We start from the raw sequence: 18677 nt of genomic DNA, 5'->3' as shown, positions 1-18677 counted from the left end.
GGCGTGTCCACGGTCCGCCGACGCGAATTACGTTCGGTTTCATTGTGCGACGGCACAACCCGCCTGGGACAATGCTTCCGTGGCGCACCCCGACTTCGCGGCGCTGAGCAGACGCCTGCTCGGCCAGGTGGACCCGCTGGCCGAGCGGCTGGCCCAGCGGATCCGCACGGCGGAGGCCGAACTGGCCGTCGTCCCGCCGGAGGACCTGACCGCGGTGTGCGCGCTGCACCTGCGCGGCATCTACACCTACCTGGCCGGAGAGGGCCCGATGGAGCTGGAGACGGTGCGGGCCAACGCCCGCCGCCGCGCGCTGCAGGGCGTGCCGCTCGCCGCCCTGCTGCACAGCTACCGCGTCGGCACCCTGTTCATCTGGGAGAGCTACGTCGCGACGGCCGGCCGGCGGGCGCAGTCCGTGCTCCTGGAGAGCGTCAGCGAGCTCTGGCTCGGGCTGGAGGACTACTCCGAGGCGGTGCGCACCACCTACCACGAGGTCGAGGCCGAACGGGAGCTGCGCGTCCGCCGCGACCGCGACCTGCTCTTCGACGCCCTGCTCGGCACCGACCACGCCCGGATCCGGGAGAGCGCCGACACGCTGGGCCTGCCCCAGCAGGGCCGCTTCCACGTCCTGGCGGCCGAGAGCGCGGCCGAACCCCGGCTGCCCGTCCAGGCCGTCTGGCGCGAGCTGCCCGGCGAGCGCCTCGCCGTCCTCTCGCTGGACGCCTCGCGCCCCGCCGAGGGGCCGCGCTCCCCCGGCGGCCTGCTGACGGACCCGCCGCCCGGCCGGTTCGGGATCAGCCCGCCGTACACGCAGATCTCGCAGACCGCCTCCGCCCTGCGCCTGGCCCGGCTCGCGCTGGCCTCCGTCCCGCCCGGCACCGACGGAGTCTCCCGGTACGGCGACCGCCCGGTCGCCACGCTGGTCGCCAGCAGCCCGGAGACCGCCGACGACCTGGCCCGGCGGGTTCTCGGCGCGGTCCTGAGCCTGCCCGCCGAGGACCGCGGCACGCTGCTCGGCACCGCGCACGCGTGGTTCGCGTCGGGCGGCTCGACGGCGCGAACCGCCGAATCACTGTTCTGCCACCGCAACACCGTGCGCTACCGGCTCGCCCGGATCGAGTCGCTGACCGGCCGCCGGTTCGACGACCCCCGCCAGGCGGCCGAGCTGTTCACCGCCCTGGAGACCCTGCGCGTGCTGCCCTGACCGGGCACTCCGCCGCGCGGATGATCCACTCCGGCGGGTACGGTGGAACGCAGGACGGGAACGCGATCCCGGAAGCGGGCGTTGGAGGGGGCATGGAGAGCACATGGCCTCGATAAAGCAGTTCGTCCGGCGATTTCTGGAACGTCCCGGCTCCATCGACCTCGCCCCCTTCGAGCGGATCGTCAAGGCGGCCGGAGCCCGGCAGGAGCGCCTGCGAGGGCTCGCGGAGCTGCCGGCCCCCTCCATGGACGACCTGGCCGGGTTCTGCGCGATCGCGCGCGAGGCCGCCGACCGCGCGCTCGGGCTGAGGCCGTACGACGTGCAGCTGCTCGGCACGCTCGTCCTGCTCTCCGGCAACGTCGCCGAGATGGCCACCGGCGAGGGCAAGACGCTGTCGGGGGCCATGGCCGCCGCCGGATACGCCCTGCGGGGCAGGCGGGTCCACGTCGTCTCCGTCAACGACTACCTCGCCCGGCGCGACGCCGAGTGGATGGGCCCGTTGTACGAGGCGCTGGGCGTCTCGGTCGGCTGGATCGGGGAGACCTCGACGCCCGCGGAGCGGCGCGAGGCCTACGCCAGGGACGTCACCTACGGCTCGGTCAGCGAGATCGGCTTCGACGTGCTGCGCGACCGGCTCCGCGTCGACGCGGCCGACCTGCTGCTGCCCGAGCCGGAGGTCGTGCTGGTGGACGAGGCCGACTCGGTGCTGGTGGACGAGGCCCGCGTCCCCCTGGTTCTCGCCGGGGCCGCCGACGCGGGCGGAGGCGTGCCGGAGACGGCGGCGCTGGTCCGCAGGCTCGTCAAGGGCTACCACTACGAGATCGACGACCAGGCCCGCAACGTGCACCTGACCTCCAAGGGCATCGACACCGTCGAGGAGGCGCTGGGCGTCGAGCTCTACCACGACACCCAGCGCCTGACCGAGGTCAACCTCGCCCTGCACGCCCACGCCCTGCTGACCCGGGACGTCGACTACATCGTCCGTGACGGCCGGGTGCACCTGGTCAACCCGTCCCGGGGGCGGGTGGCGCTGCTGCAGCGGTGGCCGGACGGCCTGCAGGCCGCGGTCGAGGCCAAGGAAACGCTGGCCCCCTCGGAGACCGGCGAGATCCTCGACACGATCACGGTCCAGGGCCTGATCACCCGCTATCCCGAGCGCTGCGGGATGACCGGCACGGCGGTGGCCGTCGGCGACGAGCTGCGCGAGTTCTACGACCTTAAGGTGGCCGTCGTCCCGTCCAACCGGCCGCTGGTCCGCGAGGACGAGCCGGACCGGTTGTTCGAGTTCGCCATGGACCGGGACCGGGCGCTGGTCGACGAGATCGCCGAGGCGCACACCACCGGCCGGCCGATCCTGGTCGGCACCCTGGACGTGGCCGAGTCCGAGCGGCTCGCCCTGAACCTCTCGGGGCGGGGGCTGGAGTGCGCCGTCCTGAACGCGAAGAACGACGCCGAGGAGGCCTCGATCATCGCCGGGGCCGGGGAGCGCGGGGCGATCACGATCTCCACCCAGATGGCCGGGCGCGGCACCGACATCCGGCTCGGGGAGGGGGTGGACGCCCTCGGCGGGCTGTACGTCATCGGCTCGGGACGCCACGCCAGCAGCCGCCTGGACGACCAGCTCCGTGGCCGGGCCGGCCGGCAGGGCGACCCCGGCGGCTCGGTCTTCTTCGTCAGCGGCGAGGATGACCTGATCACCCACTACGTCGCCGACGAGTACTCCTCCGGCGTGCCGAGCCGGCGGCTCGTGGCCCACGCCCAGCGCGTCGCCGAGGGCGTCAACGCGCAGATCCACCGCAACACCTGGCGCTACACCCGCCTGCTCGAACGCCAGCGGGACCTGGTCCTGGAACGCCGTGACCGGGTCCTGCGCGGCCGGACGGCCGGAGAGGCCCTCGCCGCGGCCGCCCCCGAGCGCTGGGCCGAGCTGAGCGAGGCCCTTCCCGAGGAGACGCGCGAGGAGACCCTGCACGAGGCGGCCCGGCAGATCGTCCTGTTCCACCTCGACCGCTGCTGGGCCGAGCACCTGGCCTACCTCGCCGAGCTCCGCGAGGGCATCCACCTGAGGGTCCTGGGCCGGGCCAGCCCGATCGACGAGTTCCACAAGGACGCGGTCGCCGCCTACCAGCGCCTGCTCGCCGAGGTCGAGTCGCGCTCGGTCGCGACGTTCGAGAGCGCCGCGATCACCGCCGACGGCCTCGATCTCGGCGGCGAGGGTCTCAAGCGGCCCACCGCGACCTGGACCTACCTGGTGCAGGAGAACCCGTTCGGCAGCGAGTGGGACCGCCTCACCAACCGCCTCGCCTCCAAGATCCGCCGCCGCTGACCTCGCACCGGGCGCCGGTCCGCGCACACGCGACGGCGCCCGCCCACGGGCCCGGCCGGGGCGCTCTCACGGGCGGGCGGCGGCCTCCAGCGCCGCGCGGATCTCCACCGCCGGGTCGCCCTCGTGGTAGATCCGCTCGCTGGTCTCGATGCCGTCGAGGAACTCCTGGTATCTCACCGCGTACATGAGGTGCCCGAGCGGCTCGGCCAGGGCCAGCGCCCGGCCCGGGTCGGAGCCCGGGACCAGGTCCGACCAGGCCGCGATCCAGGCGGCCGCGGCCTCGGGCCGGGGCCGTCCCGGCCGGAAGTCGCGGATCCGCAGGGCGTCCAGGGCGGGGTGGCCGATGTGGCTGTCGGCGAAGTCGACGGCGACCGTGCGCCGGCCGTCGGACCGCCAGTTGCCGGAGTGGAAGTCGGCGTGCACCAGGGTGTCCGGCAGGCCGCACTCCTCCAGAGCGGCGGCGAGCGCCGGCAGGCCGTCGGCCAGCCGGTGCGCCGCCGCCAGCTCGGCGGCGGTCAGCCCGAGCTCCTCCTCCCTGCCGAGGAGGTCGCGCACCAGCCCGGCCAGGACCCGCGGGGTGCGGTCCGGCAGGCCGTCCGGGGCCCGTCCCGGTGCCGCGCGATCGCCGCCTGCGCCGCGGCCCAGCGGCCGACCATCGCCCGGACGATCCCGTCCGGGGCCTCCCAGCAGTCCTCGCCGGGGACGTGGTCGAGCAGCGTCCAGCCGTGCGCCGCGTCGGCCGCGATGACGCCGGGCACGAGCTCCGGATCCACCCGCGCGACCGCCTCCATCGCCCCCGCCTCCCACGTCGCGAACCCGGGCGTGGCCTTCAGCCAGGCGGGACCCACGGCGGTGGGGATGCGGAACAGCCCCGACAGGTTCCAGGTCTTCACCTGCTCGGCGTCCCCGCGCGCCGGCCGGCCCGCCGCGAGCAGCTCCTGCCGCGCCCACTCCAGCGCGGCTCTCAGTCCGGCGGCCGTCGCCCAGCCGGCCCGCCGGGGGGCGGGGTCCAGCAGGCCGTCGAGGCCGGGGGGAGGGGGCCCGAGCAGCCCGGAGCGGGGCCGCCCGAAGATCTCGGCGTGGTAGGCGGCCCGTCCGCCCCTGCCCCCCTCCCCTCCGGTGACGCCGATCAGGCGGAGCACCATGACCGGCGCGCCGAGCGCCGCCGTCAGGTGCGCGGCGACCGGCTCGACGTCGGCCCACCAGGGGCTGTCCACGGGGAAGGGGCCGAAGGTCCCCAGGCAGTCGTCCCCCGCCGTCACCACCACGTCGGCCGTACGGCCCCGCTCCCGGTCCACCGGGCCAGTCTGGCTGGTCGGGGACCCGGGCCGCCAACCGTTATCCGCCGTCTCTCACGAGGTCTGAGGACCGGGAACGGACGTCACGACTGTCGTTACATGGTGGGTAATGGTTTGGTCGATCATCGCTGGATATCGTGGTGATTGTGACCACCACCAGCGGGAACCGGCCTGTCGGCGAGCTGCTGCGCCAGTGGCGGGAACGGCGGAGGATGAGCCAGCTGGATCTGGCCATCCAGGCCGACGTCTCCACCCGTCACCTGAGCTTCGTGGAGACCGGCCGGTCGAAACCGAGCCGCGACATGATCCTCCATCTCGCCGAGGAGCTGGACCTGCCGCTGCGCGAGCGCAACCACCTGCTGCTCGCGGGCGGCTTCGCCCCGGTCTTCGCCGAGACCCCGCTGAACTCGCCGGAGATGGCCTCGGTCCGGACGGCGCTGGGGCAGGTGCTGAGCGGGCACCAGCCGTACCCCGCCGTGGTCGTCGACCAGCGCTGGAACCTGGTGGACCGCAATGCCGCCACCGGCCTGCTGCTGCGCGGCGTCGCGCCCGAGCTGCTCGTCCCGCCGGTCAACGTGCTGCGGCTGAGCCTGCATCCCAAGGGCATGGCCCACCGGATCCTCAATCTGGGCGAGTGGCGAGCCCATCTTTTGCACCGGCTCCGCCGCCAGATCAGCCTGACCGCCGACCCCGAGCTGACCGACCTCTGGCGGGAGCTCGACGACTATCCCTGCGACCAGCCCGAGCCCGAACTCGGCGCGGGTCCGGGGCAGCTCGTGATCCCGCTCCGACTCCGCCGCGGTTACCGCGAGCTGGTCTTCTTCAGCACGATGACCACCTTCGGCACCCCGCTGGACATCACCGTCGCCGAGCTGGCCATCGAGGCCTACTTCCCGGCCAACCCCGAGACCGCCGCCTACCTGCAGCACCAGCACCACCCCGACTAGGGAACACCGGGCATCAGCACGGTGGTCAAGAGCCTCCTGACCCGCCCCTCCGCCGGCCCGTGGCCCAGCCTGGCCTCCACTACCCGCCGGAGGTCGGCCGCGAACTCGGCGAGCTCCTCGTCGGAGAGCCACAGGGCGGCCTGGCGGTAGCCGACGCCGTCCCGTCGCAGGTCGACGTCACCGCGCCCGGTGTAGCGGTCGAAGTCGGCCAGCAGCCCCGCCGTGAACGCCATGAACGCCCGCCGGTGGTCCTCCGGCGACATCGCGGCCAGATCCTCCTCGGCGATCTGCGCCGCCGGCAGGCGCAGCGCGTAGGTGCGCTCCACCGCGCCCCGCACCCGCTGCTCCTCCACGACCTCCAGCACCCCGGCCTCGGTCAGCGTGCCGACGTGCCGGTAGAGGGTGGCGGTGGAGACGTCGGAGAGCTCGGCGGCGAGGGCCGCGGTGGTCATGCGGCGGTCGCCGAGCAGCGCCTGGACGATGCGCAGCCGGACGGGGTGGAGAAGAAGGTCGACCGTCGTCTTCATAGCTTAATGCTCTCATATTTGACATCAATCTCAAAAATGAGAATACTTATGGCAGACGAAAAGGGAGGAACACGAGATGGCGACGATGACGGTGACCGGCGGCGAGCTGGTGCTGACGCTCGGCCGGGGCGAGAAGACGGCGGGGCTGCGCGGCGACATCCGCGTGCCGCTGGCCGCGGTCCGCGGGGTCGCCGTCGTGGAGGACGCGCTGACCGGTGCCCGAGGCCTGCGCGCCCCCGGGCTGGCCGTCCCGGGCCGGGTCAGGATCGGGACGTGGCGGAGGCCGGGGAGCCGGGCGTTCGTTGCCGTCCGCCGGGGCGTGCCCGCCGTACGGGTGGCCCTGAGCGGCACCCGCTACGACGAGCTGCTGGTCGGCGACGAGCACGCGCCGGAGCTCGCCGGGCGCATCCGCGCATCGGCCGGCCTGCCCGCTCCGGTCGCCGAGGAGCGCGTCACCTTCCGCTCCGGCAGCTTGATCCTCGGCGGCACGCTGGCCCTGCCCGCCCGCCCCGGACCGCACCCCGTGGTGCTGATCATGACGGGATCGGGCCCGCTCGACCGGGACGCCGACCACAGGCGCATGCCCCTCGGGGTCAGCCGCGATCTCGCGCACGCCCTGGCACGGGCGGGTGTCGCCTCCTTCCGCTACGACAAGCGCGGGGTCGGCGAGTCGCAGGGCGACTTCCTCACCGCGGGGCTGACCGACAACGTCGACGACGCTCGGGCCGCGCTGGCCTGGCTCCGCAACCGTACGGAGATCGACCCGGCGGCGGTGTTCCTCGCGGGCCACAGCGAGGGGGCCGTCATCGCCACCGCGCTCGGCGCCGGGGAGCAGGCGGGCCTGGCCGGGATCGTGCTGCTGGCCGGCATCGCCAAGACCGGCGAGGAGACCCTGAGGTGGCAGGCCCGGCAGATCGCCGGGGACCTGCCCGCACCGGTCCGCGTGATCCTGCGCGTGCTCCGCACCGACCTGTTCGAGAAGCAGGACCAGGCCATCACCCGGCTCAAGGCCACCACGACCGACGTCGCCCGGGTCCAGGGACGGAAGACCAACGCGCGCTGGCACCGCGAGTTCATCGCCTTCGACCCCGGGCCGCTCCTGCGCGGGCTGCGCGTGCCGGTCCTCGCCGTCACCGGCTCGGGCGACGTCCAGGTCGACCCCGCCGACCTCGACGCCATCGCCGCCCTGACGGAGGGGGACGTCACGACCGTCCGGGTGCCCGAGCTGAGCCACCTGCTCCGCCGCGACCCGGACGCCGGGGGCCTGCGCACCTACAAGCAGCAGATCCGCAGGCCCACCGACCCCGAGGTCCTCGCCCTCGTCACGGACTGGGTCACCGGCCGCCTCCCGGAGCGCCCGGCCTGACGGCGGCGCGGCGCGTCCTTTCTCCCGTCGCCCCCTCCCCCGCCGCCGGACGGGCACGGCGGGAGAGGGGACGGCGTCAGTCCCACCGTTGGGCGTTGCCGTCGTGCAGCGTGCCGGGGGCGTCCGGTATGACGCAGAACGGCAGCCCGGCCGGGTCCCGCATGATCCACCAGCGGTCGTTCGCCTTCTGCACCCGCTCGGCGCCCAGCCGCTCCAGCCGCGCGACCTCCGCCTCCAGATCATCGGTGTGGATGTCGACGTGCACCCGGCTCTCCCCATCCCCCAGCCGCTGGATGATCAGCGCGAACTCCTGCCCGTGCAGCAGGGCGCCGTGGTACTCCGGATACCTCTCGTTGGCTTTCAGTTCCGGTCCGATCGCCCCCTGCCAGAACTCCGCCTCCCGGTCATGGTCGGCCTGGGGAACGTCGATGACGACCGTGTAGAGCCTGCTGTAGTGCGCCACGCGCAACACCTCCGGTCGGGAAGAGCATGAACCTCTCATGATCGGGGAGCCGTGCCCCGCGCAGGAAGGACCGGATCCGCTCGATCCCGGGCACCGGGTCCCCCGCGGGACCTCTGGCGGTGCTTCAGGCCCGGGCGCGGAGGACGCAGAACTCGTTGCCCTCGGGATCCGCGAGGACCGCCCATGACTGCTCGCCCTGCCCCACGTCGGCCCGGCGGGCGCCCGTCGCCAGCAGCCGTGCGACCTCGGCGTCCTGGTCGTCGGGGCGGAAGTCGAGGTGGAGCCGGTTCTTGACCGTCCGGGGCTCGGGCACCGGAACGAAGAGCAGGCCGGGAAGGCGATCGGGCGCCGGGCGGATCTCGTACTCGTCGCTCGCGTCGTTGATCACCACCCAGCCGAGGGCCTCGGCCCACCACCGGCCCAGGGCGACCGGATCCGCCGAGTCGACGACGATCTGCTCCCATTCCAGACTCATGATCACTGCATGCCCGGCGGCGGGCGGTTCATGCTCTCCCCGCCCTCGGCATGTCCCGCCGGGTGAGCACAGGGCAAATCAGCGAAACCCCTTGCGGCACGTCTTCGTCCCGTCGTAGCCCTACCCTGAGGACCATGGCGGAACTGGACGAACTGACCCACAGGCTGCGGAAATTCGCCGAGGTCAGCGAGTGGGAGCGGTTTCACACACCGAAGAACCTCGCGATGGCGCTCGGATCGACTCCCCCGTCCACCCGATCGCCGACCCCCACGGACGGCCGGCGTTCCTCTTGGCCGAGCGCCTCACCGGGATCGCGATGACGCCGCGACTGCTGGAGGATGCCGCACCAGGCCCTCAGGAGGAAAAGCCTCCGGATACGGGCGGGGAGCCGCGCAGGCGAGCACGGACTCCACCGGGGCAGACGCCCCCGAGGGCGCGGTCTCCGGACCGCGCCCTCTTCTGCTCTGGACCTCGCCCCGGTTCGTGGCGGCCTTCGGCGCAACGAGGGCGACGGCGAGATCACGGCCTGGTCCGCTCGCGGTGGACGACGACGTCGTCTCCGCGGCCGGGATAGGCCATGATCAGCAGGTGCTGCGCGCCGTACTTCTCCCCGTTCCAGGGGAGCCAGGCGTAGTGCACGCGGATCCGGTAGTCGCCGCTCCTGCCGCGGAGCGCGAGATCGGGGAGCGTGGAGCCGCCCATCGGGTCCCCGAGCACGATCTCGCCTCCCGGGCTGCGGTAGCCGACCTCGACGACGTGCTGCGACACGAAGTCGAAGAACATGTAAGCGGTCTGGAACCCGAACTCGCCGGAGACCACCCTGCCCTGCCACGCCACCGTGGTGAGCGTCCCCGCCACCAGCGCGATGAGCCTCAGCAGGCGGGAGGCGTCCTCCAGCACCCGGTGGAACAGCACGACGACGGCCAGTTGCCCGAGGCTCCACAGGATGTCCACCCACCAGACGTCCAGCAGGTCGAAGGGGTGGGAGAGGGTCAGGCCGAGGAGCAGGTCGGCGTAGAGCAGCCCGCGCAGCCGGCGGACCCGCTTCTCCGACCGGGGCCGTTCCCCGTCCACCCATCCGCGGAGGATCTGCCAGAGAGCCCAGCCCTGCATCCCGCCGGCCAGGGCCGGCGGAAGTACGGCCCAGCCCGTCAGGTCGTCGTCCGGCCCCGACCAGCCGGCGGGGAACACCAGCCGCCGGAGGAGTCCGTCGCCACCGGCCAGCGCGATGACGGCGGCCACGACGAGGGTGAGCGCATAGCCGACCGCGACGAACGCGGCGATCGACCCGAAACGGTAGCGGCGGACGAGACGCACGTGGACACCCTCAGGGGGCAAACAGGATGAATCGGACGAAGCGCTCACCCTAGCGAGCCGCTCCGACAGATTCGATCATCCGCCCGCCCGGGCTCCAGCCCGTGCCGGAAGCCGCTGGTCAGGACGGAATCTCAGCAGGAACGGATCACCAGTCCCGGAGCAAGCGGAAATTTTCTCCCATACCCATAGCAACAACCTCACCGATGATCATCGTGGGCTCCTCTACCGTGCTGCATTCACCCCCGGACAAGGAGACCTCCGTGATGTTCGCCCATAGCCGGCCGGCGGTTCTCGCCGCCTTCGCCCTCGCGGCCCTGCTGGTCCTGGCCGGCCGCCCCGCCCTCGCGGAACCGGAACCGGACCCGCCCCTGCCCGCGGCGCTCGACCGCGCCGCGGGCGAGTACGGCGTCCCCCGCGACCTGCTCGCCGCCCTCGGCTACGCCGAGACCCGGCTCGACGACCACGGCGGCGAGCCCAGCGCCAGCGGCGGCTACGGCATGATGCACCTGGTCAGCAACCCCACCACGCACGCGCTGGAGCAGGCCGCCGAACTCACCGGCCTGCCGGTCGGGAAACTGCGCGCCGACGCCGCGTCGAACGTCCTCGGCGGCGCGGCGCTCCTGCGCGCCCACGCCGACGCGCTCGGCCTCGACGAGACCGCCAGGAAGGACATGGGCCGCTGGTACCAGGCCGTGGCGAAGTACGGCAACGCCTCCTCCCCCGAGACCGCACGGCTCTACGCCGACGCCGTCTACGAGCTGCTCGGCACCGGGTTCAGCGCCCGCGGCGTGACGGTCGCGCCGCAGGTGGTCACCGCGGACCGGGGCCCCTACGCCCAGGCCCCCGACCTCGGCGCGATGGCCGCGCCCGGCGCCGAGTACCCGTCCGCGACCTGGGTGGCCGCGAGGCCGAGCAACTACACCGCCGCCAACCGCCCGTCGAGCCGGAAGATCGACCGGGTGGTCGTCCACGTCACCCAGGGGTCGTACGCGGGCGCCATCTCCTGGTTCCAGAACCCCGCCGCCAAGGTCTCGGCGCACTACGTGATCAAGTCGTCGAACGGCGCCGTCACCCAGATGGTGCGCCACAAGGACGTCGCCTGGCACGCGGGCAACCGGGACTACAACCACCGGTCCATCGGCATCGAGCACGAGGGCTACGTCAGCAACGCCGCGTGGTTCACCGACGCGATGTACCGCGCCTCCGCCGCGCTGACCCGCCACCTCTGCGAGAAGTACGGCATCCCCAAGGACCGCAGGCACATCATCGCCCACAGGGAGGTGCCCGGGGCCACGCACACCGACCCGGGCCCGCACTGGAACTGGACCACGTACATGAAGTACGTCACCGGCGGGAGCACTCCGGCGTGGTCGGCCACCACGGACAACAGCACCGCCGGCCGGTTCACCGCGAGCGCGAACTGGAAGACCTCCGCCTACTCCGGCCAGCGCCTCGGGCCCGACTACCGGTTCGCCTCCCCCGCCTCCGCCGCCGACCCCGCCTGGTACAGGATGAAGGTCCCCGCCACCGGCAGGTACCGGGTCGAGGTCCGCTATCCGGCGCATCCGGGATACAGCAGTTCGGCTCCCTACATCGTGGCGGCCTCGGCCGGCAACACGACGGTCTACGTCGACCAGCGCTCGGGCGGCGGCGTCTGGCGCAGCCTCGGGACGTTCACGCTCAAGGCCGGGACGTACGACGTGGTGGGCGTCGGCCGGCAGACCTCGGGCACCGGCTACGTCATCGCCGACGCCGTCCGCATCAGCCGCGGATGACGCCGCGGCGCCCGCGTCCGCGCGCCGGCGGGGGAAGCGGGCGTCGGCCGGGCGGAAGTCCTCCGGCCTCCGCCCGGTCCCGGCGACGGGTCCGGCCGACGCACGCCTGTTTCCCGGAGCCGGGAAGGATCGCCGAACTTTCTCAGTCGATCTTGCATCGAACCGGGGTATGACTCGCAACCACAACGGGGGAACCATGACGGGATACACGACGGTCCGGCGTCTGGGTGGCGCGGCGCTGGCGACGGCGCTGGCGGGAGGGGTGCTGCTGGGCGGCGGCGTGCCCGCGGCGGTCGCCGCACCCGCCGCGACCGGGCACACGGCCTCCGCGGGCGGCACGCTGGGACCGTTCGGATACGGCGGCGTGAAGCTCGGCATGAGCGCCAAGAAGGCCAAGGCCACCCGGAAGATCGTGCGCAAGTCCAGTGCGAGCCCGTGCACGGGCTGGGATCTGAAGGCGCACCCGACCGGCCGCGACAACGTGGGCCTGTACATCTCCAAGAAGCTCGGCGTCGCCATGATCTTCGCGCCCAAGGGCGTCAAGACCCCCCAGGGAATCAAGATCGGCTCCACTGCCGGGCAGATGATCAAGGCCTACCCCGAGCTGAAGCAGTCGGCCAGCGGATACGCCACGGTCACCGTCCCGGGCAACCCGAAGGCCTCCTACTCCTTCCTGCTGTCCCACGGTGAGATCTACGAGATCGCCCTGGCCCTCAACGACCAGGACTGCGCCAACTAGCGTCCCGGCCCGCCGGTTGCACGGAGCCGCCGGCCCTGCGGCGAGCGGCGCTGGTCCCTCCCCAGCAGGAGGTCGGCGGCACCGCCTCCTGCCCCGGGGGAGCGCTCCTGGGAGTCGCGGGCGGCGGCAGGGGAAGCGCCTGACCGGCGGATCGGACGGCGGACTACGATCGGGCACGTGGAACAGCGCAAACTAGGCAGAACCGGTAGGAAAGTTGGCGTCGTGGGACTCGGCGCCTGGCAGCTGGGCGCCGACTGGGGCGAGGTCGGGGAGGACGAGGCGCTGGCCGTCCTCGTCGCCGCGGTGGACTCCGGTGTGACCTTCATCGACACCGCCGACGTGTACGGCGACGGCCGCAGCGAGCGGATCGTCGGACAGCTGATCAGGGAGAGGCCCGGGCTGACCGTGGCCACGAAGATGGGCCGCCGCGTCGCCCAGGAGCCTTCGGCCTACACCCTGGACAACTTCCGCGCCTGGACGGACCGGTCCCGCGCCAACCTCGGCGTGGACACCCTCGACCTGGTGCAGCTGCACTGCCCGCCCACCCCGGTGTACTCCTCCGACGCGGTCTTCGACGCCCTGGACACCCTCGTGCAGGAGCGTCGGATCGCCGCCTACGGGGTGAGCGTGGAGACGTGCGACGAGGCGCTGACCGCCATCGCCAGGCCGGGCGTGGCCACCGTGCAGATCATCCTCAACGCCTTCCGGCTCAAGCCGCTGGAGCAGGTGCTCCCGGCGGCGGCCGAGGCCGGGGTCGGCATCATCGCCCGGGTCCCGCTCGCCAGCGGCCTGCTGTCGGGCAAGTACGACGAGTCCACCCTTTTCGCCGCCGACGACCACCGCACCTACAACCGGCACGGCGAGTCCTTCGACGTGGGCGAGACCTTCTCCGGCGTCGAGTACACCACCGGCCTGGCGGCGGTGCGCCGCCTGACCCCGCTGGTGCCCGAGGGGATGACCACGGCGCAGTTCGCGCTGCGCTGGATCATCGACCAGCCCGGTGTCTCGGTGGTCATCCCCGGCGCCCGCAACCCCGGCCAGGCCCGCGCCAACGCTGCCGCCGCGGCCGCGGAGCCGCTGCCCGGGGAGTCGCTGCGCGCCGTACGGGAGGCCTACGACGAGCTGATCCGGCCGCAGGTGCACCACCGCTGGTGACGGAGCCCGCCTCGGGGCCCCGCTTCCCCGGGGCCGGTCGCGGGCCCGGCCCGCAGGTCCGCGACCGGCCGGGCACATGTCCGCAGGCACCCGATCGCCGCCGGAGGTATGGACTCCGCGCGGTTCCGCATGATCGAATCTCCTGGCCCGCCCGTTGAACTTCGTTATTCGGCCCGGTGTGCACACCTGCGGCCCGGGAGACCTCCCCTCGTGACCCCAGCACTTGAGATCGTCGGCCTGTCCAAGACCTTCGGTGAGAAGACAGCCGTCGACCACGTCGACCTGACCGTTCCCCAGGGCTCGTTCTACGGGCTGGTCGGGCAGAACGGCGCCGGCAAGACCACCACCCTGTCCATGGCCGTCGGGCTGCTGCGCCCCGACGCCGGCAGTGCCCGGATCTTCGGCGCGGACGTCTGGTCCGCCCCCTCCCGTGCCCTGTCGCTGGTCGGCGTGCTGCCCGACGGCATGGCGATGCCGGAGCGGCTGACCGGGCGTGAGGTGCTCACCTACCTCGGCCTGCTGCGCGGCCTGCCGAAGGAGGTCGTCGCCGAGCGTGCCGAGGAGCTGCTCTCGGTGCTGGAGCTCGACGCGGCGGAGAGAACCCTCGTGATCGAGTACTCCACGGGCATGCGCAAGAAAATCGGGCTCGCCGTCGCGCTGCTGCACGCCCCCCGGTTGCTCGTGCTCGACGAGCCCTTCGAGGCCGTCGACCCCGTCTCGGCCGCCACGATCAAGACCATCCTGCGCGGCTTCGTGGCGGGGGGCGGGTCCATCGTGCTCTCCAGCCATGTCATGGCCCTGGTCGAGCAGCTCTGCGACCACGTCGGCGTGATCGACGCCGGCCGGGTGGCCGCCGCCGGGACGCTGGAGGAGGTCCGGGGCGAGCGCTCCCTGGAGGACACCTTCGTCGATCTCGTCGGGGCGCCCGGCGCCGGGGCCAAGGCGCTGTCGTGGCTGTCGCGATGACCGCCTCCGTGACGCCCTCCGCGGCCACCTCCCTGACGACCTCCCTGACGATGGCCGGCATGAAGCTGGCCGTGCTGCGCAACTCGATGAGCGGCCAGAAGTCCGGTTCCATCGTGATCGGCGGCGTGCTCGGGCTCGTGCTGGCGGGTGGCACCCTGTTCGCCGCGTTCCGGACCGGTGATCTGCTCGCCGCGGCCTACGCGATCTGGATGCTCGGCTGGATCTTCGGCCCGGTCTTCTCCGGGGGCGGCGACGAGACGCTCCGCCCGGAGTACTTCACCCTCCTCGGCATCCCCCCGCGGCGCCTGGCCTCCGGCCTGCTGGTCGGAGCCTTCGTCGGGATCGCCCCCGTGATCAGCCTGCTCGCCCTGGCCGGGCTCGCGGTCTTCGGCGTACGGCAGAGCCCGGCGGCCGTCGTGGTGGCCCTCCCCGCGATGCTCCTGCAACTCGCCGTCTTCGTCCTGCTCTCGCGGGTCGCGGTGGCCGTACTGGGCCTCGCCCTGCGCTCGCGCGTGGGCGCGGTCGGCGCCGGTCTCGTCAACGGCGCCATCCTGGCCGCCCTCGGCCAGGGCTGGGTCTTCGCGGTGGCGCTGGGCCAGGCCGGCGGGATCACGCCCGAGGCCTCGGCCGCGCTGCGCTACCTGCCGTCCGGCTGGGGGCTGGCCGCGGTCGAGGCGGCCGTCGCCGGATCCTGGGGCCGCGCGGCCCTCACTCTGGGCGCGCTGGCGGTGCTCGTCGCGCTGCTGCTGGCCGCCTGGGCCGCCCTGCTCACCCGGCGCGCGGGCTCGGCCAGGGCCTCGGCCCGGGGCCGGCGGCCCATCACGGCCTCGACCGCGTCGGGCGCGGTGGTCGCCAAGGAACTGCGCGTCTGGTCGCGCGACCTGGTCCGGACCCACCAGCTGACCTTCGCCCTCGCCTACGGCGTGTTCTTCGCCGCCGCCCCGCTGCTTCTGGGCGTGCACGGCATGCTGCCCTGGGCGGGACCGATCTTCGTCCTGATGGCCGCGGCCATGTCGGCCAACCTCTACGGCGCCGACGGCACCGCGCTCTGGCTCACCCTGGTCGCCCCGGGCGCGGCCGACGTGCGGGGCAGGCAGCAGGCCTGGCTGCTGGTCGTCGGCCCGGTGGCGGTGGCGGTGACGCTGGCCTTCTCCGCCGCGGTCGGCGGCTTCGAACCGGCGGTGCTCGCGCTCACGGCCGCGCTGCTCGGCGGCGGCGCCGGGATCGTGCCGCTGATCTCGGTCTACGCGCTCGTCCCCGGCACCGACCCGCACCGGCGCGGCGGCAACCCGCTGCGCGTCAGCGAGGACGACGGCGCGATGACCGGCCTGGCCTACGCCGTCCTGGCGCTGGTGGCGCTCACCGGGGCCCCGGCCGCGCTGGCGGCCTGGCTGTACGGCTGGGCGGGCGTGGCCGTCGGCGTGGTGACCGGCGCGCTGTCCTTCTGGGGGTTCGGACTGCTCGCCCAGCGGCGGCTGCACAGCCACGGGCCCGACCTGCTGCAGACGATGCGCACGGGCAAGCGGCCCGCCGCCGCCACCGGGCCGGGCCGCTGGATGAGCCTCGACCACCTGCCGAAACGCGAGCAGATCATCACGGTGATCTGCTGGTCGATCGGGGCCGTCCCGCTCTTCCCGCAGGGCATCGTGGCCGGCGTCCTCAAGGCCGGCGGAACCGAGAACCGGAGCTGGTTCCTCGCGCTCCACCTGCCCGACGGGCTCCAGTGGCCGACGATCGCCTTCATGGTCCTGCTCGGCCTCGGCCTCTACGGCCTGGGCCTGTGGATCCCCTACCGCCGCAGAACCTGACCGTCTCCTCCGGCTCCGGGATCCCTGGCCCCCGTGCGGGAAGCACCCGCCGATCAGGTGGTTCCGCGGCGTGCCTCCCCGCCGGTTCTTCGGGGTCCGCGCCGTACGGCTGGTCACCGCACCGGAGCGGCTGGGACAATCCGACCATGAAGATCAGTGATCATGTAGTCGCGTTGCAGGATGCCGGTTCTCGGCTGGTGGAGGCGGCGGCGCGGGCCGGGCTGGACGCCCCGGTGCCGACCTGCCCCGGCTGGCGGGTGCGGGACCTGCTCGGCCACGTCGGCGGCGTGCACCGCTGGGCGGCGGCGCACGTCGCCACCGCGAGGGCGGAGCCGTTCGCCGACGACGAGAAGGCGGCGTTCTTCTCCGCCCCGGACGATGACGGGTTGCTCGACTGGTTCCGCGCGGGCCACGGCGCGCTGGTGCGGACGCTGGAGGACGCCGATCCCGGCGTGACGTGCTGGACCTTCCTGCGGGCGCCCTCCCCTCTGGCGTTCTGGGCCCGCCGCCAGGCGCACGAGACCGCGATCCACCGGATCGACGCCGAGTCCGCCGCCGGTGACGTCACATCGCTCGACCCCGCCCTCGCGGCCGACGGCGTCGACGAGCTCTTCGGCGGCTTCCTCCCCAGACGCCGGGGACGGCTGGTCTCCGACCCGCCGGTCAGCCTGGCCGTACAGGCCACCGACCACCCGACCGCCTGGACGATCCGGGTGGAGCCGGACGGGCGGACCATCACGCAGGGCCTGCACGAGGCCGACTGCGTGGTCACGGGTCCCGCCACCGGGCTGTACCTCCTGCTGTGGAACCGGGCAGGCGTGGAGGGCCTCGACGTGCGGGGCGACCGGAGCGTGCTCGCCCTGTGGCGGGAGAAGGCCACGATCACCTGGGGCTGAGCCGCGCGCTCCGCCCGGCGCGTCACACCCGCCACGCGGTCCGGCGCGTCAGACCGCCGGTCTCCCTCCCCCTGGGCGCCGTGGACGGCCGGTGCATCCGGTCTTGCCCCGGCCATGGTTGTGGTCACGACGGCGGCGGAGGGAGGATGGTCTCAGGTCCGCTCACCGGGCAGAAAGGCGCGACCTTCCAGAACCGGGCCGCTCGCAGGGCGACTCCGTCAGGCCGCAGGCATTGAGGACGGCGGCCGCGCACAGGCTTCCCGCCGGGTCCGGCTGCGGCCTCGCCGTACGGCCTGGCACCGGATCGGTACCGCCACCGGCACCGATCTCCTGCGGACCGCACGGACACCAGGAGAGGAGTATCCCGATGGCCGGCGCATACGACGTGGAGAGGGAGCCGTGGGTCGCCTACCAGACCAACGGCTACGCAGTGACGTTCACTCTGCAGCGGAGAGATGTGTTCCTGCTCACCGGAACCGCGCGCTACAACGGCGCCGAGGGGCAGGTGAGCGGGCGGGTGCAGGGCGACAGGATAGTGATGACCGTCAGCTGGAACCCCGATTCGGTGGGCGAGTACAACGGCTCCTTCGGAGTCGACGGCCGGCTGTCGGGGCACTGCTTCGATCAGAGGCACCCCGAGAGCCAGGCGACGTGGTACACCCCGACGCCTTTCACGGCGGTCGGTTACTGAGAGCCGGTCGCGTCCGTTCCGGGGCTCCGTCATCGGGGGCTCCGTCATCGGGGGCTCCGTCATCGGGGGCTCCGTCATCGGGGGCTCCGTCATCCGGCGGGAACGCGCCGCGGGCGGGAGCGCTGCTACGCGCCGAGCCCGCGACAGGCGTGCTCGGCGGCCGGTGAGGCCTGGAGGCGGTGGGACGGGACTGAGGCGCCCAGGACGGAGGCGCCCAGGACGAACCAGACGGCCTTGCCCCCCGAGGGCGGCCAGGTGACGCCCCAGTCGTCGGCGAGGGCGTCGACGATCCGCAGGCCCCTGCCGCCGGTCGCCTCCGGACCGGTCTCGCGCATCCGAGGCGCGCCCGTGCCCGGGTCGAAGAGCTCGCCGTACACGTGGCCCTCGCCGCCGCCCAGCCGCAGGACGCAGGGGGCTCCTCCGTGGCGGATCGCATTGGTGACCAGTTCGCTGACGACGAGCACGCAGTCGTCCACCAGGTTCCCGGCTCCCCACACGGCGAGCCGCCGGCGGACCATCGATCGGGCCTCGCGCACACTCGCCGGGACGGCGGGCAGCAGCCCTTCGGCGACGTGGCCGGTGAGTCCGGCACATCCCGGGCATCCGACGCGCCCGGTGCGTCCGGGACGCCCGGCGTACTCGGGGTGCGGCGGCGCCGCGAGCGGGCTGTGCTGGAGGGACACTGGATTCTCCTCGCCTATGGGAGCGCTCCCACAGCCCAATGTAG

The 18677-nt window shown here is 73.3% G+C and carries 18 protein-coding genes; 11 read left to right on the top strand and 7 right to left on the bottom strand.

What is annotated here, in order from left to right; genetic code table 11:
- Positions 1-79: 79 nt before the first annotated feature.
- Together HS041_RS32675 and secA2 are read left to right on the top strand one after the other, a co-directional pair.
- On the top strand, positions 80-1201 hold the full coding sequence (locus tag HS041_RS32675; RefSeq protein WP_196444709.1) for a PucR family transcriptional regulator: 1122 nt from the start codon (positions 80-82) through the stop codon (positions 1199-1201).
- 103 nt (positions 1202-1304) lie between these two features.
- A complete protein-coding gene (secA2, locus tag HS041_RS32670; protein ID WP_196444708.1) occupies positions 1305-3527 on the top strand; it encodes an accessory Sec system translocase SecA2 in 2223 nt (740 codons plus the stop codon).
- A gap of 66 nt (positions 3528-3593) precedes the next feature.
- Here secA2 and HS041_RS40275 read toward each other — a convergent pair whose 3' ends face one another.
- A complete protein-coding gene (locus tag HS041_RS40275; protein ID WP_196444707.1) occupies positions 3594-4082 on the bottom strand; it encodes a phosphotransferase in 489 nt (162 codons plus the stop codon).
- Positions 4043-4825 carry a hypothetical protein gene (locus HS041_RS40270; protein ID WP_196444706.1) on the bottom strand — a complete coding sequence of 261 codons (783 nt, stop codon included), beginning with the start codon at positions 4823-4825 and terminating at the stop codon, positions 4043-4045. The genes HS041_RS40275 and HS041_RS40270 overlap by 40 nt, the downstream gene beginning before the upstream one ends.
- A 146-nt stretch (positions 4826-4971) precedes the next feature.
- Between HS041_RS40270 and HS041_RS32655 the strand changes: the two genes are divergently transcribed.
- Positions 4972-5772, top strand: a complete 801-nt coding sequence (locus HS041_RS32655; protein ID WP_307845554.1) for a helix-turn-helix domain-containing protein — start codon at positions 4972-4974, stop codon at positions 5770-5772.
- On the opposite strand, the gene HS041_RS32650 is transcribed toward HS041_RS32655, so the two are convergent.
- Positions 5769-6299, bottom strand: a complete 531-nt coding sequence (locus tag HS041_RS32650; protein ID WP_196444705.1) for a helix-turn-helix domain-containing protein — start codon at positions 6297-6299, stop codon at positions 5769-5771. The two genes, HS041_RS32655 and HS041_RS32650, sit on opposite strands and share 4 nt — an antisense overlap.
- Before the next feature lie 76 nt (positions 6300-6375).
- Between HS041_RS32650 and HS041_RS32645 the strand changes: the two genes are divergently transcribed.
- Positions 6376-7665: an alpha/beta hydrolase family protein gene (locus HS041_RS32645; protein ID WP_196444704.1), complete on the top strand. Its 1290-nt coding sequence runs from the start codon at positions 6376-6378 to the stop codon at positions 7663-7665.
- A gap of 76 nt (positions 7666-7741) precedes the next feature.
- Here HS041_RS32645 and HS041_RS32640 read toward each other — a convergent pair whose 3' ends face one another.
- The 3 genes from HS041_RS32640 to HS041_RS32630 form a co-directional block, all read right to left on the bottom strand.
- Positions 7742-8128 (bottom strand): VOC family protein, encoded by a 387-nt coding sequence (locus HS041_RS32640; RefSeq protein ID WP_196444703.1) that lies wholly within the window; start codon positions 8126-8128, stop codon positions 7742-7744.
- Between the two features lie 124 nt (positions 8129-8252).
- Positions 8253-8603, bottom strand: a complete 351-nt coding sequence (locus tag HS041_RS32635) for a VOC family protein (protein ID WP_196444702.1) — start codon at positions 8601-8603, stop codon at positions 8253-8255.
- Positions 8604-9122: 519 nt separating this feature from the next.
- Positions 9123-9920, bottom strand: a complete 798-nt coding sequence (locus HS041_RS32630) for a hypothetical protein (RefSeq protein ID WP_196444701.1) — start codon at positions 9918-9920, stop codon at positions 9123-9125.
- A gap of 263 nt (positions 9921-10183) precedes the next feature.
- Here HS041_RS32630 and HS041_RS32625 point away from each other — a divergent pair, with 263 nt between their 5' ends.
- The 7 genes from HS041_RS32625 to HS041_RS32595 all read left to right on the top strand — a co-directional run bounded on the left by HS041_RS32625 (position 10184) and on the right by HS041_RS32595 (position 17950).
- Positions 10184-11695 carry a golvesin C-terminal-like domain-containing protein gene (locus tag HS041_RS32625; protein ID WP_196445073.1) on the top strand — a complete coding sequence of 504 codons (1512 nt, stop codon included), beginning with the start codon at positions 10184-10186 and terminating at the stop codon, positions 11693-11695.
- 196 nt (positions 11696-11891) lie between these two features.
- Entirely contained in the window at positions 11892-12434 is a 543-nt protein-coding gene (locus tag HS041_RS32620) for a hypothetical protein (RefSeq protein WP_230880061.1), read from the top strand.
- 177 nt (positions 12435-12611) lie between these two features.
- Positions 12612-13589 carry an aldo/keto reductase gene (locus tag HS041_RS32615; protein WP_196444700.1) on the top strand — a complete coding sequence of 326 codons (978 nt, stop codon included), beginning with the start codon at positions 12612-12614 and terminating at the stop codon, positions 13587-13589.
- A 210-nt stretch (positions 13590-13799) separates the two neighbouring features.
- Positions 13800-14555, top strand: coding sequence for an ABC transporter ATP-binding protein (locus HS041_RS32610; RefSeq protein ID WP_307845553.1), 756 nt, complete (start codon positions 13800-13802; stop codon positions 14553-14555).
- Entirely contained in the window at positions 14540-16363 is a 1824-nt protein-coding gene (locus tag HS041_RS32605; RefSeq protein ID WP_196444698.1) for a hypothetical protein, read from the top strand. Before HS041_RS32610 ends, HS041_RS32605 begins: the two co-directional genes overlap by 16 nt.
- Positions 16364-16509: 146 nt before the next feature.
- A complete protein-coding gene (locus HS041_RS32600) occupies positions 16510-17259 on the top strand; it encodes a maleylpyruvate isomerase family mycothiol-dependent enzyme (protein WP_196444697.1) in 750 nt (249 codons plus the stop codon).
- Between the two features lie 367 nt (positions 17260-17626).
- Positions 17627-17950, top strand: coding sequence for a hypothetical protein (locus HS041_RS32595; protein ID WP_196444696.1), 324 nt, complete (start codon positions 17627-17629; stop codon positions 17948-17950).
- A 125-nt stretch (positions 17951-18075) separates the two neighbouring features.
- Here the strand turns inward: HS041_RS32595 and HS041_RS32590 are convergent, their stop codons facing one another.
- Positions 18076-18633 carry an ATP-binding protein gene (locus HS041_RS32590; RefSeq protein WP_196444695.1) on the bottom strand — a complete coding sequence of 186 codons (558 nt, stop codon included), beginning with the start codon at positions 18631-18633 and terminating at the stop codon, positions 18076-18078.
- Between the last annotated feature and the right edge of the window lie 44 nt (positions 18634-18677).

Origin of the sequence: Planomonospora sp. ID67723 (assembly GCF_015711605.1) — a bacterium.
In the GTDB taxonomy this organism is placed as follows: Bacteria; Actinomycetota; Actinomycetes; order Streptosporangiales; family Streptosporangiaceae; genus Planomonospora_A.
This window is presented reverse-complemented; position numbering and strand designations above follow the sequence as displayed.